This is a genomic window from Vibrio hangzhouensis, assembly GCF_900107935.1.
GTDB classification, from domain to species: Bacteria; Pseudomonadota; Gammaproteobacteria; order Enterobacterales; family Vibrionaceae; genus Vibrio; species Vibrio hangzhouensis.
Genome location: NZ_FNVG01000011.1, coordinates 148,545 through 167,546 on the forward strand (window position 1 = coordinate 148,545; position 19,002 = coordinate 167,546).

Consider the following 19,002-nt stretch of genomic DNA (forward strand, 5'->3'; position numbering starts at 1 on the left):
TTCTACTCTCGTTATTCTTCGTCAGCTTCTTCCACATGCTCAAGCTCTGCCATAATATCCTTTCCAAGGAAGGCAAGATCGGTTTTCACCACATCTGGACGTCTAATTTTTTCTGAAATCTGTACCGCTACCTTCTCACCAGAGCGGCCCATTTTGACACGGAATGTCGGTAGGTCTTCGACAAACATCGTAGCGTTTTCCGGCATTTCTATCGGGATAATGTCCCCAGCCTGAAGCTCCATCAGGTCACGTAACGACACATCTTTTTCCAGCAGATTTACCCTGAAATTTACTGGAACATCCATAATTTCTTCGCGCAGTGCGCTACTCCAGCGAACGTCAGTTTCCATCTTATCTGACTGAACACCAGCATCGAGCAGTTCGCGGATAGGCTCCACCATGGAATAAGGCATCACCACATGGAAATCACCGCCACCGCCATCCACTTCAATATGGAATGAGCTCACGACGATCACTTCAGTTGGGCTAACGATGTTGGCCATACTGGGGTTGACTTCGGAATCCAGATACTCAAATTCCACCCCCATCACCGGTGACCAGGCTTCTTTGTAATCCTCAAACACCGTCTTCATCAACAGCTGTATGATTCTGCGCTCGGTTGGTGTGAATTCGCGCCCCTCAATCTTGGCGTGAAATCGACCATCGCCGCCAAAAAAGTTTTCCACCAAAATAAAGACCAGCCGCGCTTCCATAGTAATGAGCGCCGTCCCTTTGAGAGGTCGAAACCTCACCATGTTCAGGCTGGTCGGAACATAAAGCGTATTCTGGTATTCACCAAACTTCATCATCTGCACACCGTTGATAGACACTTCAGCGGTCTTTCTCAACATGTTGAACAGACTGATCCTCATATGTCTTGCAAAACGTTCATTAATGAGTTCCAGAGTCGGCATACGACCACGGACAATGCGATCTTGAGACGAAAAGTCAAAATGGACGACATCACTGGGGTCCTGATCCAACTCATCTTCGACTTCATCAACATCATCTACCCCGTGAAGCAGCGCATCAATTTCGTCTTGGCTTAATAAATCGGTCACAAATTACCTACTGAATTACAAAATCGGTAAACAAAACTCGTTCAATCACTGGTTTTCCGACGACTTGAGACAAACTCGCCTGAACATCAGCTGTTGCCTGATCTCTAAGTTCGACTCGTCCATTCGTGCTACGGAGTTGTTCTACAGTCACTGACGCAAAGGTTGAAAGCAGAGTGCTTTCAATAAGGGGTGAGTGGTATCGGGCATAATCTTCATTCTCCATCCCACGCACCATTAGCTGAACTTTAATCTGTACAACTCTGTCACGCTGTTTACCAGTAGCGTTAAAAACGAAAGGCTGAACAACATTAACGTAAGATATCGGATCGATTACCACCGCTGGGGAGTTCCCAGTAGCGTCAGGTGCTCGGCTCGTGCTCTCATCGGATCCCAGCAGCCAATATGCCAGTCCACCTGCGCTTAGCAGCAGAACCAAAGCGGCAACTATAATAATTAACAGCTTTTTGTTGTATTTCGGTTGTTCTAGAGTTTCTTCTGCCATGTCATTTTCTACTTAGCGGTTTATTTTGTCGGTATTAGGCGTAATAGCTAATCCCATCTTGTTTTTTGGTCAGACTCACATTGACGTTAAGCCCACCTTCGCTCTCGTCAACGCCTGTTGATGCTCCCATGCTGCCCTGAGAGGACTGTTGGTCGGTGCCGTGAGAAGCGTGACGCTGTTGTCCCTGATTTTGTTGCTGTACCGAGGTATCTGCCAACTGAATTCCCTGTTGAGACAACATTTCTCGGAGCCTTGGCATCGCCTGGTCGACCATATCCCGAGTCTGCTGGTTCTGCACAGTAAAGTGCACGGTTGCAGAATCGTTATTCAGCGTCATTCGAATCTGCATTCGTCCCAGATCCGGTGGGTCAAGACGAATATCCACATGCTTGAGGTTTTTCGACATCATCATTTGAAGGCGTTCAGACACTTGTTCACTGGCGTTTTCCTTCGTCAGTACTAACGGCGATTGCACGCCCGTCGCTGACTGAGGCTGTTCTGCTCTTAACTGGTTTGCAGTGAGCGTACCGGCACCGGTAGCCTGCAATAGGCCATCCGGTCGCTCGGTGCCTTGCCCTATCCCACCCGTGTCACGCTTACCATTGGCAGGCAGAGAGCTCGCATTTAACCCGGAGGCAGCTGGTTTGTTACCATCAGGTGATGTCACTGCCCCTGTGGCGATGGCCACAGCAGCCGCTTCAGCACTACCAACGCCATTCGGCGTTACCAGACCCGCAGCTTGAGGAGTCGGCGAACCTGCTTGAGCAGGAGCCACGACAGATTGGGGATGGGCAGACACTGGAGATTTATCGCTTGTTATTACTGAACTTGCTAATGCTGCTTTGCCAACGACTTTAGAGCCATTTTCTCCTTCAGCCGTTGTCCAGGCGATGTTTGAGGACTGAGTTGTTTTGACGTCCCCTTCACCGCCTTTTGTTTCGGCATTGACGCCAGCGTTGGCCGATACTGCGGCAGTCGATACTGCGGCAGTCGATGCTGCGGTAGTCGTGGCTGCGCCACTGGACGCTGACGAACCTGGTGTCAAACTATTGTCGCTGACGGCAGAGCCCGTCGAATGTTTGGTCGACACTGCCGCGATTCCACTGGTAGTGTTTGCAGCTGACGACTGAAGATCCGCAAGCTCGACAGTCGCGCTTTGATCACGTACGACATCAGAGTCAATGTCGCCACTAGCCTGACTTGTTTCGGTCTTGGCTGAACTCCCGACCTGCGCTGCACCGGCGGCAATGGCGACACTCTTTTCTTCGGATTGCAGTTGAGAATCAGGTTTTAGGGCTTTGTTCGCTTCATCGAGACGATTAAGCAGCGCACTGCTGTCATTCACCGCCTGCTTTGCCTGATCGCTGCTTGATTGCCCCGCTTGCGTGTGATTCGTCTCTACGTCTGTATTTTCAACATCGGAACCTGTCATTTTTTTGACGTCATCATTCGAGCTGACACTTTGTTCCGACTCTTCATTATTCACTGATGTGGATGCTTTTCCATTCACTGCAACTGATTCTTCATCAGTCGATGCAGCTTCTTGTGCGTCTTTTAGTACCGTTTGGGTGGATTCAGATAGCGCAGAATTTTGACTATCCGTAACATCAACCTTCTGATTTTTATCCGCCTTTTCTGACGTTAAAGCACCTTTCAGCTTATCGAAAAAACCCTGACTTTCACTGACGTCTCCCTTCTCGGAAGCTGCACCAGTGCCGGTTACCTTGCTGGTAGCGGAAGTGGGAGAGGTATTATTTGAAATTGACAGACTCATTCCATTAAGGCCCGTAAAGTCGAGGTTGAAACATACGGCAGCGCTTTGCCGCAATTAGGTGTTATTCTAAATCGGATGCAAGTTTTGTACCCATAGAATAATAAGCCGCTTTAGCGCTGATTTCTTCGCCGGGCAAATAACAGATTCGAAAATTCATCCATCTGTTTTTGCTCCAGCTTCTCCGCGCGTTGCGCCTTCTCTTCGGCTTTTTTGTCCATCAACCATTGGTATGAACGTCGCTGTTTTCGGGTGGTCTGCCAGTAGTCCTGACAATCCTCAACTTGTTGTTTGAAGTGAGCCTCTGCTGACTTCTGTTTTGTCAGAGTTTCATCTAACTGAGTCAGGAAGCGATTCAAATGACCGTACTCACTTGCGGTTAATCCGGATTTACCCCGCTCCACCAACTGATTACAATAATCCAGCCGATACTGCTCTATCTGTCTGACTTGATTGTAATAATCCTCAAGTTCCGAGCGTGCCTTGTTTAACGCCAGCACCGCCTGCTGCTCATTGTCTTCTGCCTGCTCCAACAAGAATTCCAGTGCATTTTCCATCAGCGCGTTAACTCACCTGAAGTAACTGTTTCAACATACTCAGGCACATATCATAAGGCACCGTCTCTCTCATGCTTTGCTGTAAATACTGATCGAGCTTTGGTTTCAGGGTAAAGGCACTATCGATAGCTGGATCCGTTCCCGGCTTATAGGCACCAATCGATACCAAATCCTGATTTTTTCTACAAACTGACAGCACTTGCCTCACCGCTTTCGACATCAGAACATGCTGGTCGTCCGTGATCTGAGGCATTACACGACTGACCGATTTCTCAACGTCAATCGCTGGATAATGCCCCGCATCTGCCATTTCACGAGACAATACAATATGACCATCAAGAATTGCTCTTGCCGCGTCGGCAATGGGGTCCTGAAGATCGTCACCTTCGGTTAATACGGTAAAAAATGCGGTAATAGAGCCCTGATTCGCGTTTCCGTTACCGGCCCGCTCTACCAGAGCAGGGAGCTTGGCAAACACCGACGGTGGGTAGCCTTTCGTTGCCGGGGGCTCGCCTACCGACAATGCAATTTCACGTTGCGCCTGGGCAAAACGGGTCAGTGAGTCCATTAATAGCAACACATCAAGTCCCTGATCACGGAAGTATTCCGCTATAGTCAGTGCGGTCTGGCAACCTTTTAGCCGCATCAGTGGCGAAGCATCTGCGGGTGCAGCCACAACGACTGAGCGCTCCCGACCTGATGTTCCCAGGATTTCTTCAATAAACTCTTTAACTTCGCGACCACGCTCACCAATCAGGCCAACCACGACAACCTGTGCCGTTGTCCCCCGAGTCATCATTCCCAGTGTCACCGATTTACCGACACCAGAACCGGCAAACAGACCTATACGTTGTCCTTTACCGACGGTCAACAGGCCGTTAATGGCCTTCAGTCCAACATCCAATGGCTCAGAAATCGGCTTTCTTGCCAATGGGTTGATCGGTTCAGCATTGAATGCAGCACGTTTTTCGGTGTAAATATCCCCTAAACCGTCCAGCGGATTGCCGACACCGTCAATGACCCGGCCTAGCAACTCCATGCCTACTGGCAACCCGGCTTCAGAGGCGAGTGGTGTGACTTTTGCTCCGGGAAGTACCCCGGTAATTTGCTCACTGGGCATCAGATAAAGATGCTCGCCGGAGAAGCCGACCACTTCGGCTTCCATTTCGCCATGCATGGTTTCTACTTTGCATAAACTGCCTATGGGCGCCTTGCAGCCTATCGCTTCGAGCGTCAGCCCCACTACCCGAACCAGTTTTCCCGATGCGATTGCCCGTGATTTATGACCCGCTACTTTGTAATTGGCAAGTCTTTGAGCGAGTGGCAACATCAATCGCCCCCTTGATGCCGATTGCTCGCACAGAAGCTTTGTAAGACACTTTTGACTCTCTCCTCGAGCTTATAACTGACACTCGATTCGCCCGCCTCGATGAGTACATCACCACGGTTGAGGGAAGGCTCCACAACCAGATTCCAATTTCGTATATCCAGCTCGTCATCACCATACGCTGCTCGAATGATATCGACGTCAGCCGGGTTGAGCTTAAGGGTGATTGCATGACCCAAAATCGGCAATGCTTCAACCGACTGCTTAACCGTATCCAGAATCACCTGCGGATTGGTCTGTACCTCGACGTGAACAACTTCTTTAGTCAGCGCCAGTACCATGTCCACCAACTGTTTTTCCACCTGGCTGTTCATTAATTCCAACGGCTGAGCAAACTGATTGGCCATCGCCATAAATGTGTCAACCTGCTGCTTGATATACTCTTCGCCAGCAGCCACACCTTCGGCTTTACCTAACTCAATTCCTTCCTGATGACCCGCCTCAAGACCTTCTTCCTTGCCTTTGTCGTAGCCCTGTTTAAAACCGGCTTCCTGCCCCTGAAACAACCCTTCTTGATAAGCGCCCTGTTTGATCTGCTCAATTTGTTCTTCGGTCAGAACCAGGGGTTCTTCTTCGGCAGAAGGTTCATCAACGGGTGTCCAACTGGGATCGTAATTGAGGGCGGTCTCTCTGGCCGTCTGGTTAACCTGTGAGGTATAGTCCGGGAGTCCCCAAGAATGAGCAGACTCTACGGTATTATCTTCGGATGGACGTAAAAAGCCGCGCTTTCTGTCTCCAGACATAAACCACTTTCCCTTAATAAATAAATCAATGTCGATTACAAGAACTCATCGGCACCACCAGATAGCGCCAGCTCTCCGTTGTCCGCCATACGTCTTGCGATAGTGAGGATTTCTTTCTGAGCCGCTTCCACGTCTGACACTCTGACAGGTGGCATCGCTTCGATATCTTCACGCATCATATCGGCTGCACGTTTCGACATGTTATTTAAGATCTTCTCTTTAAGACCTTCGTCGGCACCTTTCAATGCACGTTGCAGTACATCCTGAGGGACATCTCTAAGCAGCTTCTGAATCCCCTGATCGTCCACTTCGATGAGGTTTTCGAATACAAACATAAGGTCCTGAATCTGAGTCGCCATGTCTTCGTCCTGGTCGCGAATTTGATCCATGAGAATGCCTTCGACATTGTTGTCCAGGTAGTTCATGATCTCTGCCGCTGCCTTCAGGCCGCCAATCTTCGCCGCCTGAGCCCCTGCCTGACCGGCAAACTGCTTCTCCATGATTTCGTTCAGTTCTGCTAACGCAGAAGGTTGGACTTCTTCAAGGTTGGCAATACGCATCATCAGATCGAGACGCACGCGTTCCGGGAACTGAGACAAAATTTCAGCAGACTGGTCGGCTTCCAGATAGGACAATACGATAGTCTGGATTTGCGGGTGTTCATTAACAATGATGCTTGCCACCTGACGTGGATCCATCCATTTCAATGAGTCGAGGCCTTTGGAGCCCGTACCTAGCAGGATCTGATCAACAAGGTTGTTGGCTTTATCTTCACCCAGTGCCGCCACCAACGTATTACGCATGAAATCTTCACTACCCATGCCGATGTTGGTGTATTTCTGAATGTCTTCCAGAAAAGCGCGGTGCACCGCGCCCACTTTGTCCTGACTGAGGTCGCTGGCTTTGGCCATCGCACTACCAACACGCTGCACCTGTTTAGGCTCTAAATGGCGAATGATGCTTGCCGCGTCAGCCTCATTAAGACTGAGCAATAGAATTGCGGCTTTTTCATCTCCGCCAATGGTTGAAATATCAACGCCCGTTTCCGTAAGTTGGCCACCATTTGCCGTCACAATTTCGTTCGCCATCAGTTTTCAGCCATCCAGTTCTTAACCACTTGTGCTGCCAATTCTGGTTCATTGGCTACCAGAGCCCGAACCGCTTTCAGCACATCTTCATCTTTATGTAAATTTGGCAAATCGATGCCGGTACTGAACTCAAACAGCTCACTACCATCAATATCAGTGCCGATAAGGCTTGTTTCACCGTCAGCTGCCAGTGGCAAGCCATCTGGGCCGTACAGCTGATCGTCTTCTTCTTGTGCTGCCGGATTGAGCAGTTTTTTCATCGCTGGTCGAATCAAAACCAACACCACCACAACGATAACCAATGCGCTTGCAAACCAACGCACCCAGTCATTGAAATTCGGATGTTCCCAAATTGGCACATCGGGTAGCAGCTCAGCCGCAGGCTCTTCAAAGGTCATACTAAGAACGTTCAGTAAATCGCCCCTATTTTCGTTAAAGCCAACCGCACCGATCAGTATTTGTTTGATGGCGGCAAGTTCGCTTTCCGAGCGCGGCTCATATATGACCTCGCCAGTGTCAGGATTGACAGAGCTGCGGTTTTTAATCGCAACGGCCACTGTCTGACGATTGACGACACCACTCTGCTTTCTTTCATGGCTGATCGTCGTATCCAGTTCAAAGTTTCGAGTCGCCTCTTTGTGAACAGAACCCTGACCCATGATAGAACCATCTTTCATTTGTGCTACATCGGTAGGAATAGACGCATCCGCTGGCGGCTGGTTACTGAGGGCCCCTGGGACACCAGCCACCACATTACCGTTATTGTAATCTTCGAGTGTGTATTCACTGCGCGTGGCCGGCGTGTTGGGGTCAAAGCGCTTACGTGTTTGTTCAACAGCGCTGAAATCCAGTTCGATATCAACCTGGGCTGTGTAATTGCCCAGTCCAAGAATGGGGATCAGTACGGAATCAATCTTCTCGCGTAGAGCCTGTTCCTGATTGCGCTCCAACTCTTGCTCTTTACGTCTCGCCATGGACATAGCGTCCTGAGAACCAGAGCTTAGCAGGCGACCATGTTGATCTGTGACTGTAATTCGGGACGGTTTCATTCCTGGTACGGCACTGGCTACCATATCGACGACAGAGTCGACTTCCTGTTGTCTCAGAACCGCACCCGTTGCCAGCGTCAGGAACACCGACGCTGACGCTTCCTGATTATGACGGACGAACACACTTTGTTTTGGTAGAGCCAATAGTACGCGAGCAGTACGCACCTGTTTCATTTGTTCAATGGCTTTTGCAAGTTGTCGTTCACGACTGAGCTTGAGCCTTTCTTGCTCCAGACGCTGTGATACACCGAATCCCATGTCCTGCATCAGAATATCGTCACCAGCATTCGACGTTCGGTTCAGCCCTGAACGCACCATATCGAGTTTGATATTGTTGTATTCATTGACAGGTACACTCAAAGCGTTGCCTTCCAGTTTATACTGGACCTTTTTCTGGTCGAGATAGTCCAATACCGGAATCAGTTCTTCCGTTTCATAGACCCCTAATGGGCGCATCTCAGGTTCTTTAACCCAGAAAAACAGCATAACAATCAATGCTACGCAGATGGAAATCGACAGAACTAAAACAATTTGACGCAGCAAATCGAGATCACCGACGGCCATATCGAATTTAGAACTGCTCTTTTCGTTAATGTCTGGATTTTGACTATCGGTAGCAATATCGGAGCTCGATACCATTGCGGTATCAACCCCACCATCCATTACTGCTACATCGGTCGAATGATTTTCTTGAGCCACTACTTATTACTACCTAGATTAAACGGGCATATTCATGAGTTCTTTATAGGCTTCAACAAGCTTATTTCTCACCTGAATGGTTGCTTCGAAGGCGACACTCGACTTGTTACGCGCGATCATCACATCCGATAGAGAGACATCAGAATCGCCCCGATCAAAACGCATTTGCAAATCTCCTGAACTCTTTTGCAAGCCGTTAACATTGTTTACCGCCTGCGAAAGCATATCCCCGAAATTCGCCCCTACCTGATGGGCATTGGGAGCAGGCTTTGAGTTGGTTGCTTCCAGCATCATTGCCTGCATTTCGTTGTGTAGTCCGTCTACCTTCATGCGCTATCACTCGCCGTCAATCTTTTGACAGTGTCCTTACATTATCTTGATACTAACCTAAAATTTGCAAAAATTATGCCACGCTTTCGTTAGTTGTGACCAGTTTCAATTGTAACCGGAAGCAAAGCCGTTAACCTGGGATTTCAATACCCGCATCCCTCATTTTGGCCAGCTTATAGCGAAGGGTTCTCGGGCTGATGCCCAGCTTCTCTGCCATTTCTTTACGTCGCCCCTGACATTCATTTAGTGTTTCCAGAATAATCGAGAATTCCTGATCGCGTAGCTCACCGCCTAAGCCTTCAGCAGCCACTACACTGCGTTGAACGCTTTCGCTGACTGGCTCAGCCTGAGGAGCGACCATCGGGATGACATCACTGGGTGACGCAACCACTTGTTGTAAGCTGGACGCATCTTGCCAGTCTACACCCTCTAGTAGAATATGCTCTGCAGCGATGATAGGTTGGTCACAAAGAATGAGCGCACGCTGTATCACGTTATCCAGTTCACGAACGTTGCCCGGCCAGGGATAGCTCATCAGCTTATCCAGCGCTGACTGATTAAAATCTGGCACTGGCATTCCCAGTTTCTTACAATGCCTTTCGATAAGGTGACGGGACAATGGGGCTATATCTCCCGGCCTATCACACAATGCCGGCCACGCTATTGGAAACACATTGAGTCGGTAGTATAAATCTTCACGGAAGTTGCCTTCCTGAACGTACTGTTTCAGGTCACGGTTACTGGTCGCCAGTACCCGTACATCAAGGGCTATGCTCTTGCGACTGCCCAGACGCTCCACTTCACGTTCCTGCAGGACTCGCAATAATTTGGCTTGTAAGTTGAGATCCATTTCACTGATTTCATCCAGCAAGATGGTGCCACCCTGAGCTTGTTCAAACTTGCCCGGACAAGCCTGTACCGCACCGGTAAACGCCCCTTTCTCGTAGCCAAACAGTGTGGCCTCCAGCATGTTGTCAGGAATCGCCGCGCAGTTAATCGCGACAAAAGGTCCGTCGGCTCGCAACGATTTATTATGGATATATCGTGACATCACCTCTTTACCTGAACCACTCGGGCCCAGCACCATCACGCTGGCATCGGTTTTGGCGACTTTCTCGGCCAGTGCCAGCAATTGGATACTTTTCGGGTCAGCGACTACCGCATCTCCGTTATCATCGGATTTAACCGGTGCATAGCGGCTCACCATATTCAGCAATACTTCTGGCGCAAAAGGCTTCGCCATGTAGTCGATCGCTCCTTCTTTCATGGCCGCTACGGCATCTTCAATGTTCGCGTAAGCGGTCATAAGCAAAACGGGTAAGTTAGGCCAATGCTGCTTAATGTTTCTCAACAAAGCCAGTCCACCCATCCCGGCCATCTGAACATCAGAAACCACAATATCCACAGGTTGAGTTTTCAGTTTGACCAGGGCGTCTTCAGCACAATCCGCCTCAACCCATTCATAACCTGCTAACGCGAGTGTGTCGACCAACGCCTCGCGGAGACCTTCATCATCCTCTACGATCAGTACTTTGCTCTGAGCCATTAGCTTAATCCTTCATAAGTTACTTCTTGGGAAGACGATGCATTTTGCAGTGGAATACAGATGGTAAAACACGCGCCATCATCTTCTTCTGATATCAATTCAAGACGCCCATCGTGGGCGCGGCAAACCATTTGAACCACCGCAAGCCCCAGACCTGTTCCCTGAGAGCGAGTGGTAAAAAACGGTTCCATTATTTTTTGTTGGATTTCTGCAGGAACACCTGGCCCGCTGTCCTGTACCGAGATCTTGAGTTCGTCGTTTACCGGGCGGAAAAACACATCAATCTGCGACTGCTTCCCAGCTATCTGTATCGCATTCATCACCAGATTGCTCAACGCAGACGCTATCGCATTGACGTTGCCTAGCAATGCCACCTGCTCTTGCTCCACCTCAAGGCAGTAGTCAATTTGATTACTTTTAAGGGCTGCTTCCACCATTGGTTGATATTCACTAACCAAATCGCGGATCGTAAACGGTTTAACTACCTTGTTGTCCCCACCCTTCGCGAATAACAACATATCGTTGACCTGCTTTTCCAGATCATGCAGCCGGTCCACCAGTTTGACCTGAAAACGCTCGCGAGTCGCTTGAGGCAAATTGGGCGCGCCCAGATTGGAAGCATAAAGCATCGCACTTGATAGTGGAGTTCGAACCTGATGTGCCAGGGATGCAACCATGCGACCTAGCGAAGACAAACGTTGTAAGTCACTGACCCGCGACTGCAACAGTCGGGTCTCGGTCAGATCAGTAATGAGGATCAACTGGCCTGTTGAAGAAGCGGAAATGGCCAAACGTACTTTACGCCCATTACGCAGTGATACTTCATGCCCATCGTCCTCTTTGGGATCAAACACCACCTGAATCAGGTGAAACCATTTTTGACCAACTAAGGGGAGATCCAAAATCCGGTGAGCCTCCGGATTGGCTTCCCTCACCACGCCCTGAGTATCCAAAAGGATGACTCCCGCAGGCATCGCTTCGATAACTTGCTGATAACGTTCAACTTGAGACTCAAGTGAGTCTAAGTGCGAGCTTGACCGCTCATCTTGTACTGGTGTTCCACTGACCATTTGATTCATTTACGAGGCTTTCCTTTCTCAATACTGCTCGCAGAAATAGTTAAGCCCATAAAAGACTTAAGCCCAGCAATGCAAGAGACATGCCGGGCTTAAGTTTATATATTTCAATGAGTTAACTGCGTCAATAAATTGTCGTCAAAAAAATCCCGTGATGGACATCACATTCAAACCTCAGGTCAACGATTCAAACTGTATTTACGCATTTTCTCCACCAGTGTGGTGCGTCTCATTCCTAACATATCAGCGGCTCGGGCTACAATACCATCCTGCGCATCCAATGCCTGACTGATCATATTCACTTCCAGCTCCGCAAGCATCTCTTTAAGGTTGACGCCTTCAGGCGGTAGAGACTGAGGCGCGTTTTGATGCTCAAACTCCTGATCTTCAAAGGTGAAGTTATCAGCAAAAATACTGTCCAGCGCATCACGCTCTTGCTCTTCGATAGTCTTAAAAGCGTTCATTTCCGGCTGGAACTCAGGAATGTCACTGTAGCGATATTTAACCGGAAGGTGGTTTACGTCCACCAGGCTATTAGGATACAAGATCACCATGCGCTCAACCAGATTGGCCAGCTCTCGTACGTTACCCGGCCAATCGTGTTCCATCAAAGAGTTTACCGAACGAGGCGCGAAGCAGATGGGCTGTCCACCCTCCGCTTCCATACGTGCTAACAGCTCTTGTAACAACAATGGAATGTCTTCTTTGCGATCTCGTAGCGAAGGCATCTCGATGGGAAACACGTTCAAACGGTAGTACAGGTCTTCACGGAAATCTCCGGATTGAATCATCTGTTCAAGGTTACGATGCGTTGCGGCTACAATGCGCACATTGGCCTTGATCACGGTACTGCCACCAACTCTTTCAAACACTCGTTCTTGTAACACTCGAAGCAATTTCACCTGCATCGGCATCGGCATATCGCCGATCTCATCAAGAAACAGGGTGCCTCCCTCTGCCAACTCAAAACGCCCCTTTCTTGACGTGATGGCACCGGTAAACGCACCCTTTTCATGACCAAACAATTCACTTTCGAGCAGATCTGGCGGAATCGCACCGCAGTTTACTGGCACAAACGGGCCGCTGCGACGAGTGGAGTGATAATGAATATTGCGTGCCACCACTTCTTTACCCGTCCCGGACTCGCCTAGGATCAGAACATTAGCTTCCGATCCAGAGACCTGTTCGATGAGGTGACGTACTTCCTGGATACCCGAACTCTGTCCCACCAAGCTACGAAACAGCGTGTTTTTACGAGTAGTAGAAGGCACCTGAACGCCTTTACGCCCCAAAAACTCGCGGCAATGACGCAGCGCATCGCTCAGTTGGGGGTAGTTTAGCGGCAATTCGAGTTCGCCTACAAAATTGGACAAAGGCTCTACGGCTCCCGTGAACTCGCTGGTCACCAGCAAAGGGATATGGTTCGACAAAGATAGCTGAGAGAGCAAAGCTTTTGACAGAGTTGTGCTACCTAAAGCACCGACGATGCACCCTGACCAGGTCTGGGACCAATCGATCTGATTGATGTCACTTGATGGAATCGCCACACAATGCTCACCAACGAATTCAAGAATGGTATTCAGGTTGGTGCGAATTTGTGGTTCATCAGCAATAACAAGAAGTTTAGCTAAGCCTTGCATGAGTCAGGTATTATGCCTTGATTTCAAACGAACTCCTGTTTGTGTCAAATTATTGTCGCTTGCCAATTTAACGTCGGGAAAAGAGCGTAAAAAGGGCTGATGTTAATGACAAGCAATTTATAAAACAGGTAGTTAGATGTAAAAAAACGCCATTTGGCGGAGAATGGCGTCTATTCTATTGGCATTATTTTAATAAGGCAACTTAGTCACCCCGACTTTAAGAGGTTAATTCCGCTTAGATGCCAACTTCTTGAGCAGTCAAGTTGTGGTAATTGGTCGGAATTTGATCCCAAGCAGATTTTATCTCACGTATGATTTCAATTACGTCATCGATAGGCTTAGGATTATTCTCATGATTTGCCTCTGTGATCTGGGCGATCATAAATTCATACAGTTGATCAAGGTTTTTTGCGATATCGCCACCGTCATCCATCGACAAACAACTGCGCAGAGCGATGATGATGTCCAGCGCCTTGCCGATACGTTCACCTTTAACAGGAATGTTGCCCTGCTCCATCGCAGCTTTGGCTTGGATCAGTCTCTCAATGGCACCACCCATAAGCATTTGGATAACTTTGTGCGGCGAGGCAGCACTTAACTGGCTGTCTACTGATACTTTCTTATATGCTTGTAATGAACCACGCATCACTATCCTCTCAAATAAATTTTTGATACTGCTGTAGGGAGCGCTTACCGTGTCGGTATTTTCTCAGCGTCAGCCCTAATTGTTCCGTTTTCATTTGCATGTGATGAGTAATTCGACGTGTCGATTCCACCACATCTTGCCATTCAGTACTCTGTTTAAGGTTCGGATTCCCTTGGCAAGCGACAACTAACTTATTGATTATCTGTTCTCTTGTATCGACCAGTTGATGGATTTCTTCAGTATCCACATCGATATTTTCTAAAACAGACTGTAAACGGTGATCCAAATCACTTAATTCTTTGAAAATTAACACCTATTTACCTCTATTCATATCAATCTAAGACAAGGCACTCATTAGTCCGGCAAGTTGTGCCTGCATCTTACCTGTTGCATCCTGCATCGCAGCAAATTTGTCATGGGTACGCTTCTCAATACCCTGCATTCGTCTGTCCAGAGTGGCCTGATCATCATTTAAGCGGTAATTCTGCTCTGTCAGGCTTTTCTCACGTGTGCGGATGGAACCCGTCATACCAGTCATACTGTGGATCGCATCCTCAACCTTCTTGGCAAAGCCATTGTTGCCGCCAAAAAAGGACTCTAACTTGGTAAAGTTGCTGTTCAATTGTTTATCGAGCATTTGGTAATTGATTTCCAAATTGCCCTGCCTTGTCGTGGTAATCCCAAACTCGGTTAACGATTTCAGATCTTCCGGAGCACCATCAATAGAGGCTGAAAAGACGCTCTTTAACCGAGCGTCGGCACTTCTTACGATACTGTCACCAGCAAGCGGTCCAACCTGACCCGTAGTGGGATCGACCTTAGCCAGGCTCTGAGATACCTGAAAAAACTGATTATAAGCTGTGACAAATTGCTCGATATCAGCTCGAACACTTTGCCTGTCGTATTCCACGCCGATCTCTGTCGCACGCTCACCCGGTTTGGTGGTGCCCTTAAGGGTCAGGTCAACACCTTCGATCGCATCTTCAATTACATTATTGTTGCTAGCCAGTTTTGCCACACCATCTAACACCACAACAGAGTCTTGCGCTGCCTGAACCTCTGACATCCCCATATAAACTTGCATTGAACGCTGCGCTTCGGCCAGCTCAGCCTGAATCGCTTCCACTTTTTCAAGACGTTCACGTTCTTCAGGGGACAGTTTCTCCCGTTCGATTTGCTTCGCTTGTTCTTCCGTGAGATCCCCTTCAGAAACCGCTCGCGCAACGGCGGCTTTTTCCGCGGCCAACTCTTGTTCCAGCTTGGCTTGGGCTTCACTCGGTGTGACATAAGAATCTGTTAATGTACCCGAAGCCGTATTAGACCACCCGGGTACTTCTTTGGATTTGGCCAGCGCTTTCTCATCAAGTTCAGGTGGAGGGACATAATAAGAGTCCATCAGTGTTCCCGATGCCGTCGGGGTCCAACCAGGAATAGTATCTTCAGGGCGGCCAGACTTTGCCTCCGTTGGTTGCTGACTGATGGTTTCGCTCGACTGAACGGCCGGTGTCTCCTTAGCGGTTTCGGATTCAGCCTCAACCTGTTCGGTAGAATTCGGCTCCGTCTCCGATAAAGGTGTTGCGGGCAGTCCCAACAAATTAAGTGCTTCTGCCTGCGCCTGCTCTAAATCTTTTACTCTCTGTTCTATGGTCTTGTATTCAAAACGGTAGAGTTCATTTCCTGGTTCAGCATCAACATTAATACGAACCGTCTTTTCCACACCCGACTGGTTGGCGGCAACAATCAGCCTTGGTCCGTTCATGTCTTTGATGATGGAAGCTCTGACCCCTGGATTATCACTGGCACCGTTTATGGCGCGAACGACATCGGTTAGTCTAGAATTTTTGCGAAGGGAAAAATTGAAGCTGTCCTCGCCTAAGGAAATTTGCAGCTTGCCTGGCCCAAAGCGAGTATCATCCGGGATGACATCCGAGGCCACTTTATGGCTTTGAGCAAGCTGCAACACATCGACAGCATATTTGCCAGCGATAGCGTCTGTAGTCGCTGTTGCTGTGACAATATTTTCTTCAGTACTATTTACGCTGCGAACCGCAAACGCTTTTTCCTGACGAAAATTTGCCATCAGGTTTTTCATCGTATCCAGTGACTCTCTGAGCCGCCCATAGGCACTGATACTGGAATCAATTTTGTTGCGCTCGTAGTCGATACGCTGCTGCTTCGGAATTCGCTCAGCATCGACTATTTTGCTCACCATGGAATTGATATCCATGCCAGAAGACATCCCTATCGGGCCCATATTCACCAAACCACTTCGAATTAAATACCAACATGTCTCCGCAACGGAGCCAGTCACTAAACCAGCATGTCTATATTCAGAGAACCATGCTGTTCAATGCGCTTTAATACATCAAGTAGTTCTTCATCCGGAAACTGACGAATCACTTCGCCGCTATCTTTTGCGTATATCGTGATGATGTCACGTCCAAGCTCTTCATCTCGACGGAATGAAAGTCCGGTATTCATCGAGGTCAGAAACTCATCCAGACGCTCCACCATTTTTTCACGTTCGGCCTCATTGAGGTCGTGACGCTCGGTAGCCATTTTCTGAATTAGATCTGCGGTTTTCTGATTGGAAAACTCTGCTCTTTCTGTATTTTTTAGCTCATTTACTGTTTTGGACTGGTTGTCCAACTCAGTAGCATTTTGCTGAGGCGCTGTTTTGTTTGTATTTTTAGAAGCAATTTCTGTGCCACTGGACGAGGCAAAAGGCTGAATGTTCGATGCGTAAGAGGAAATATCCATGCTCGCTCTCCCGGTTCTAACCTTGCATTGTCCAACTCCAACTAAGGTACTACTTGTTGAGCAATAGGAGTGAAATTGGAAAGTTAGCGATAAGCAGAGCTTACCGCTAACACGAATTGCCTAAGGTGAAATACCTATAATTAACCTAGCAAGCTAAGTGCGGCAGACGGAGATTGCTTCGCTTGTGCAAGAATCGAAGTACTCGCTTGTTGCAAGATTTGGTTCTTCGTCATTGCTGTCGTTTCTTTCGCATAATCGGTATCTTTGATACGGCTATTTGATGCGTTCACATTCTCGTTAATGTTGCTTAAGTTATTGATTGCGTGACCGAATCGGTTTTGGAATGCACCCAGCCCTGCACGCTGAGAGTCAACACTCTTCAAAGCGCCATCGATGACGGCAACCGCTTCTTGAGCGCCGGCTACAGAGGTGACATCAATGTCTTTTACTGTGACATCTTTAGCCTCACCCAGACTTAATTCCGATGCCAGGCTGCCACCAAACGCAACATCACCTTGTACTTTCTGCGTAGAAGCGAACAGTTGGATTTTGCCCTCTTCACCTACAGAGGCTTTAACGTCATTGCTCTGACCATTAATGTAGGTCGCAAGTTGCTCAATATCGTCGCCTTGTTTTGCATTGATAGACAGGTTAACTTCTTCACCCTGCTTATTGGTATAGCTCATAGTCAGTTCAGAATCTTGACCAACTGTCCAACCCGGCTCTTTGCCTTCCGTTGCAGAGTAGCTCTTACCACCCATTTCCATCGTATCAGAACGCAGGCTACCCATACTCAGCATAACGGCTTCACCTGAATCCGCACCGATTTGGAATGACTGAGTACCGAACGTACCGTTGAGAAGACGGTTACCACCAAATGAAGTGGTTTCTGCGATACGGTTTAGTTCATCATTAAGCGCTGTCACTTCTTCCTGAATCGCAACACGCTCCGATTTTGAGTTAGAACCGTTTGACGATTGTAGTGACAAGTCACGCATACGTTGCAGGATATTGGTTGTCTCGTTCATTGCACCTTCAGCTGTTTGTGCAATAGAGATACCATCGTTAGCGTTCTTAACCGCCATATCAAGACCACGACTTTGCGCATTCAAACGGTTTGAAATCTGTAGACCTGCAGCGTCGTCTTTTGCGCTGTTAATTTTGTAGCCAGAAGACAAACGCTCCATTGATTTTTGAGTACCTTCCGCAGCGTTGTTCAGATAACGCTGGGCGGTCATTGCAGACACGTTAGTGTTTACATTAATTGCCATATTGATCTCCTTAGGCGGGGTATTTAGATGGCCGCCATGTCTCTCACCTCATTTTGGCCATCTGATTTCATTTCTCTCAATCCCTGTAACGGCGATTGATTTAGAAGCTTTAGCAAAAACATTGTTTTTTTTGGCTGTTAATTCAACTGATTGGATAAATGTGATCGTGATCTGGGATTTTGAGAAAGGATGGGATGATAAAAATTCTAAGGGCTAGGAAGGGGTTTGCGTTACTTTTCTTGATATGATTCGGGTGGTAGGAATTTTGCGATTACGGATTATTTCACCACGCTCCACTTTCCAGGCACCCTCTGCTCCCCAAGAGCCTGGAACCCAGAAACCTAGAAACAAAAAAACCAGAGCCGAAGCCCTGGTTCCTGATCCCTCGCGCTTTACTACTTAACCTAACAGGCTCAGTGCCGCGTTTGGTGCCTGTTTCGCTTGCGCCAAAATTGAGCTGGAAGCTTGAGACAGGATTTGGTTCTTGGTCATCGCCGTGGTTTCTTTCGCGAAGTCAGTGTCTTTAATGCGGCTCTTCGACGCATTCACGTTTTCGTTGATGTTGTCTAAGTTGTTAATCGCGTGATTGAAACGGTTCTGGAATGCACCCAGCTCAGCACGGTGGCTGTCTACATACTTCATGGCTGAATCCAGAATCGCGACTGACTCTTGTGCACCACCCACAGTCGTTACGTCAATCGTATCTACTGTGACCGCTTTACCCTCTTGCATACCCAGCTCACCGGCAAGGCTGCCAGAGAACGACACTTCACTGTCGACTTTGTTGTTGCCGGCAAATACCTGCAACTGACCGTTTTCGTTCACTGACGCTTTTACCAGGTCAGTTTGACCGTTGATGTAAGTCGCTAGCTGCTC

18 protein-coding genes are annotated in these 19,002 nt (G+C 48.4%); all 18 read right to left on the reverse strand.

What is annotated here, in order from left to right:
- Positions 1–11 precede the first annotated feature (11 nt).
- Positions 12–1,061: a flagellar motor switch protein FliM gene (fliM, locus tag C4S60_RS12800; protein ID WP_103880738.1), complete on the reverse strand. Its 1,050-nt coding sequence runs from the start codon at positions 1,059–1,061 to the stop codon at positions 12–14.
- A 7-nt stretch (positions 1,062–1,068) separates the two neighbouring features.
- Positions 1,069–1,563: a flagellar basal body-associated protein FliL gene (fliL, locus tag C4S60_RS12805; protein ID WP_103880739.1), complete on the reverse strand. Its 495-nt coding sequence runs from the start codon at positions 1,561–1,563 to the stop codon at positions 1,069–1,071.
- 34 nt (positions 1,564–1,597) lie between these two features.
- On the reverse strand, positions 1,598–3,337 hold the full coding sequence (locus C4S60_RS12810; protein ID WP_103880740.1) for a flagellar hook-length control protein FliK: 1,740 nt from the start codon (positions 3,335–3,337) through the stop codon (positions 1,598–1,600).
- Between the two features lie 110 nt (positions 3,338–3,447).
- On the reverse strand, positions 3,448–3,891 hold the full coding sequence (gene fliJ / locus C4S60_RS12815) for a flagellar export protein FliJ (RefSeq protein WP_103880741.1): 444 nt from the start codon (positions 3,889–3,891) through the stop codon (positions 3,448–3,450).
- 7 nt (positions 3,892–3,898) lie between these two features.
- A complete protein-coding gene (fliI, locus tag C4S60_RS12820; protein WP_103880742.1) occupies positions 3,899–5,221 on the reverse strand; it encodes a flagellar protein export ATPase FliI in 1,323 nt (440 codons plus the stop codon).
- Positions 5,221–6,021: a flagellar assembly protein FliH gene (fliH, locus tag C4S60_RS12825; protein ID WP_103880743.1), complete on the reverse strand. Its 801-nt coding sequence runs from the start codon at positions 6,019–6,021 to the stop codon at positions 5,221–5,223. Before fliH ends, fliI begins: the two co-directional genes overlap by 1 nt.
- A gap of 35 nt (positions 6,022–6,056) precedes the next feature.
- A complete protein-coding gene (gene fliG / locus C4S60_RS12830; protein ID WP_103880744.1) occupies positions 6,057–7,109 on the reverse strand; it encodes a flagellar motor switch protein FliG in 1,053 nt (350 codons plus the stop codon).
- Positions 7,109–8,821 (reverse strand): flagellar basal-body MS-ring/collar protein FliF, encoded by a 1,713-nt coding sequence (gene fliF, locus C4S60_RS12835; protein WP_425275129.1) that lies wholly within the window; start codon positions 8,819–8,821, stop codon positions 7,109–7,111. Before fliF ends, fliG begins: the two co-directional genes overlap by 1 nt.
- Positions 8,822–8,875: 54 nt before the next feature.
- Entirely contained in the window at positions 8,876–9,187 is a 312-nt protein-coding gene (gene fliE, locus C4S60_RS12840) for a flagellar hook-basal body complex protein FliE (protein ID WP_103880746.1), read from the reverse strand.
- A 130-nt stretch (positions 9,188–9,317) separates the two neighbouring features.
- Positions 9,318–10,733 carry a sigma-54-dependent transcriptional regulator gene (locus tag C4S60_RS12845; protein WP_103880747.1) on the reverse strand — a complete coding sequence of 472 codons (1,416 nt, stop codon included), beginning with the start codon at positions 10,731–10,733 and terminating at the stop codon, positions 9,318–9,320.
- Positions 10,733–11,803 (reverse strand): sensor histidine kinase, encoded by a 1,071-nt coding sequence (locus C4S60_RS12850; RefSeq protein WP_103880765.1) that lies wholly within the window; start codon positions 11,801–11,803, stop codon positions 10,733–10,735. The genes C4S60_RS12845 and C4S60_RS12850 overlap by 1 nt, the downstream gene beginning before the upstream one ends.
- 185 nt (positions 11,804–11,988) lie before the next feature.
- Positions 11,989–13,449, reverse strand: a complete 1,461-nt coding sequence (locus C4S60_RS12855; protein ID WP_103880748.1) for a sigma-54 dependent transcriptional regulator — start codon at positions 13,447–13,449, stop codon at positions 11,989–11,991.
- A gap of 235 nt (positions 13,450–13,684) precedes the next feature.
- Positions 13,685–14,095, reverse strand: coding sequence for a flagellar export chaperone FliS (gene fliS, locus C4S60_RS12860; RefSeq protein WP_103880749.1), 411 nt, complete (start codon positions 14,093–14,095; stop codon positions 13,685–13,687).
- Positions 14,096–14,105: 10 nt separating this feature from the next.
- Positions 14,106–14,408: a flagellar protein FliT gene (gene fliT, locus C4S60_RS12865; protein WP_103880750.1), complete on the reverse strand. Its 303-nt coding sequence runs from the start codon at positions 14,406–14,408 to the stop codon at positions 14,106–14,108.
- A 24-nt stretch (positions 14,409–14,432) separates the two neighbouring features.
- On the reverse strand, positions 14,433–16,355 hold the full coding sequence (fliD, locus tag C4S60_RS12870; protein ID WP_103880751.1) for a flagellar filament capping protein FliD: 1,923 nt from the start codon (positions 16,353–16,355) through the stop codon (positions 14,433–14,435).
- A 50-nt stretch (positions 16,356–16,405) separates the two neighbouring features.
- Complete coding sequence (locus tag C4S60_RS12875) at positions 16,406–16,855, reverse strand: flagellar protein FlaG (protein WP_103880752.1); 450 nt, start codon at positions 16,853–16,855, stop codon at positions 16,406–16,408.
- 140 nt (positions 16,856–16,995) lie between these two features.
- On the reverse strand, positions 16,996–18,126 hold the full coding sequence (locus tag C4S60_RS12880) for a flagellin (protein ID WP_103880753.1): 1,131 nt from the start codon (positions 18,124–18,126) through the stop codon (positions 16,996–16,998).
- Positions 18,127–18,525: 399 nt separating this feature from the next.
- Positions 18,526–19,002 (reverse strand): flagellin (locus tag C4S60_RS12885; RefSeq protein ID WP_103880754.1); only part of this gene is annotated, 477 nt, incomplete at its 5' end.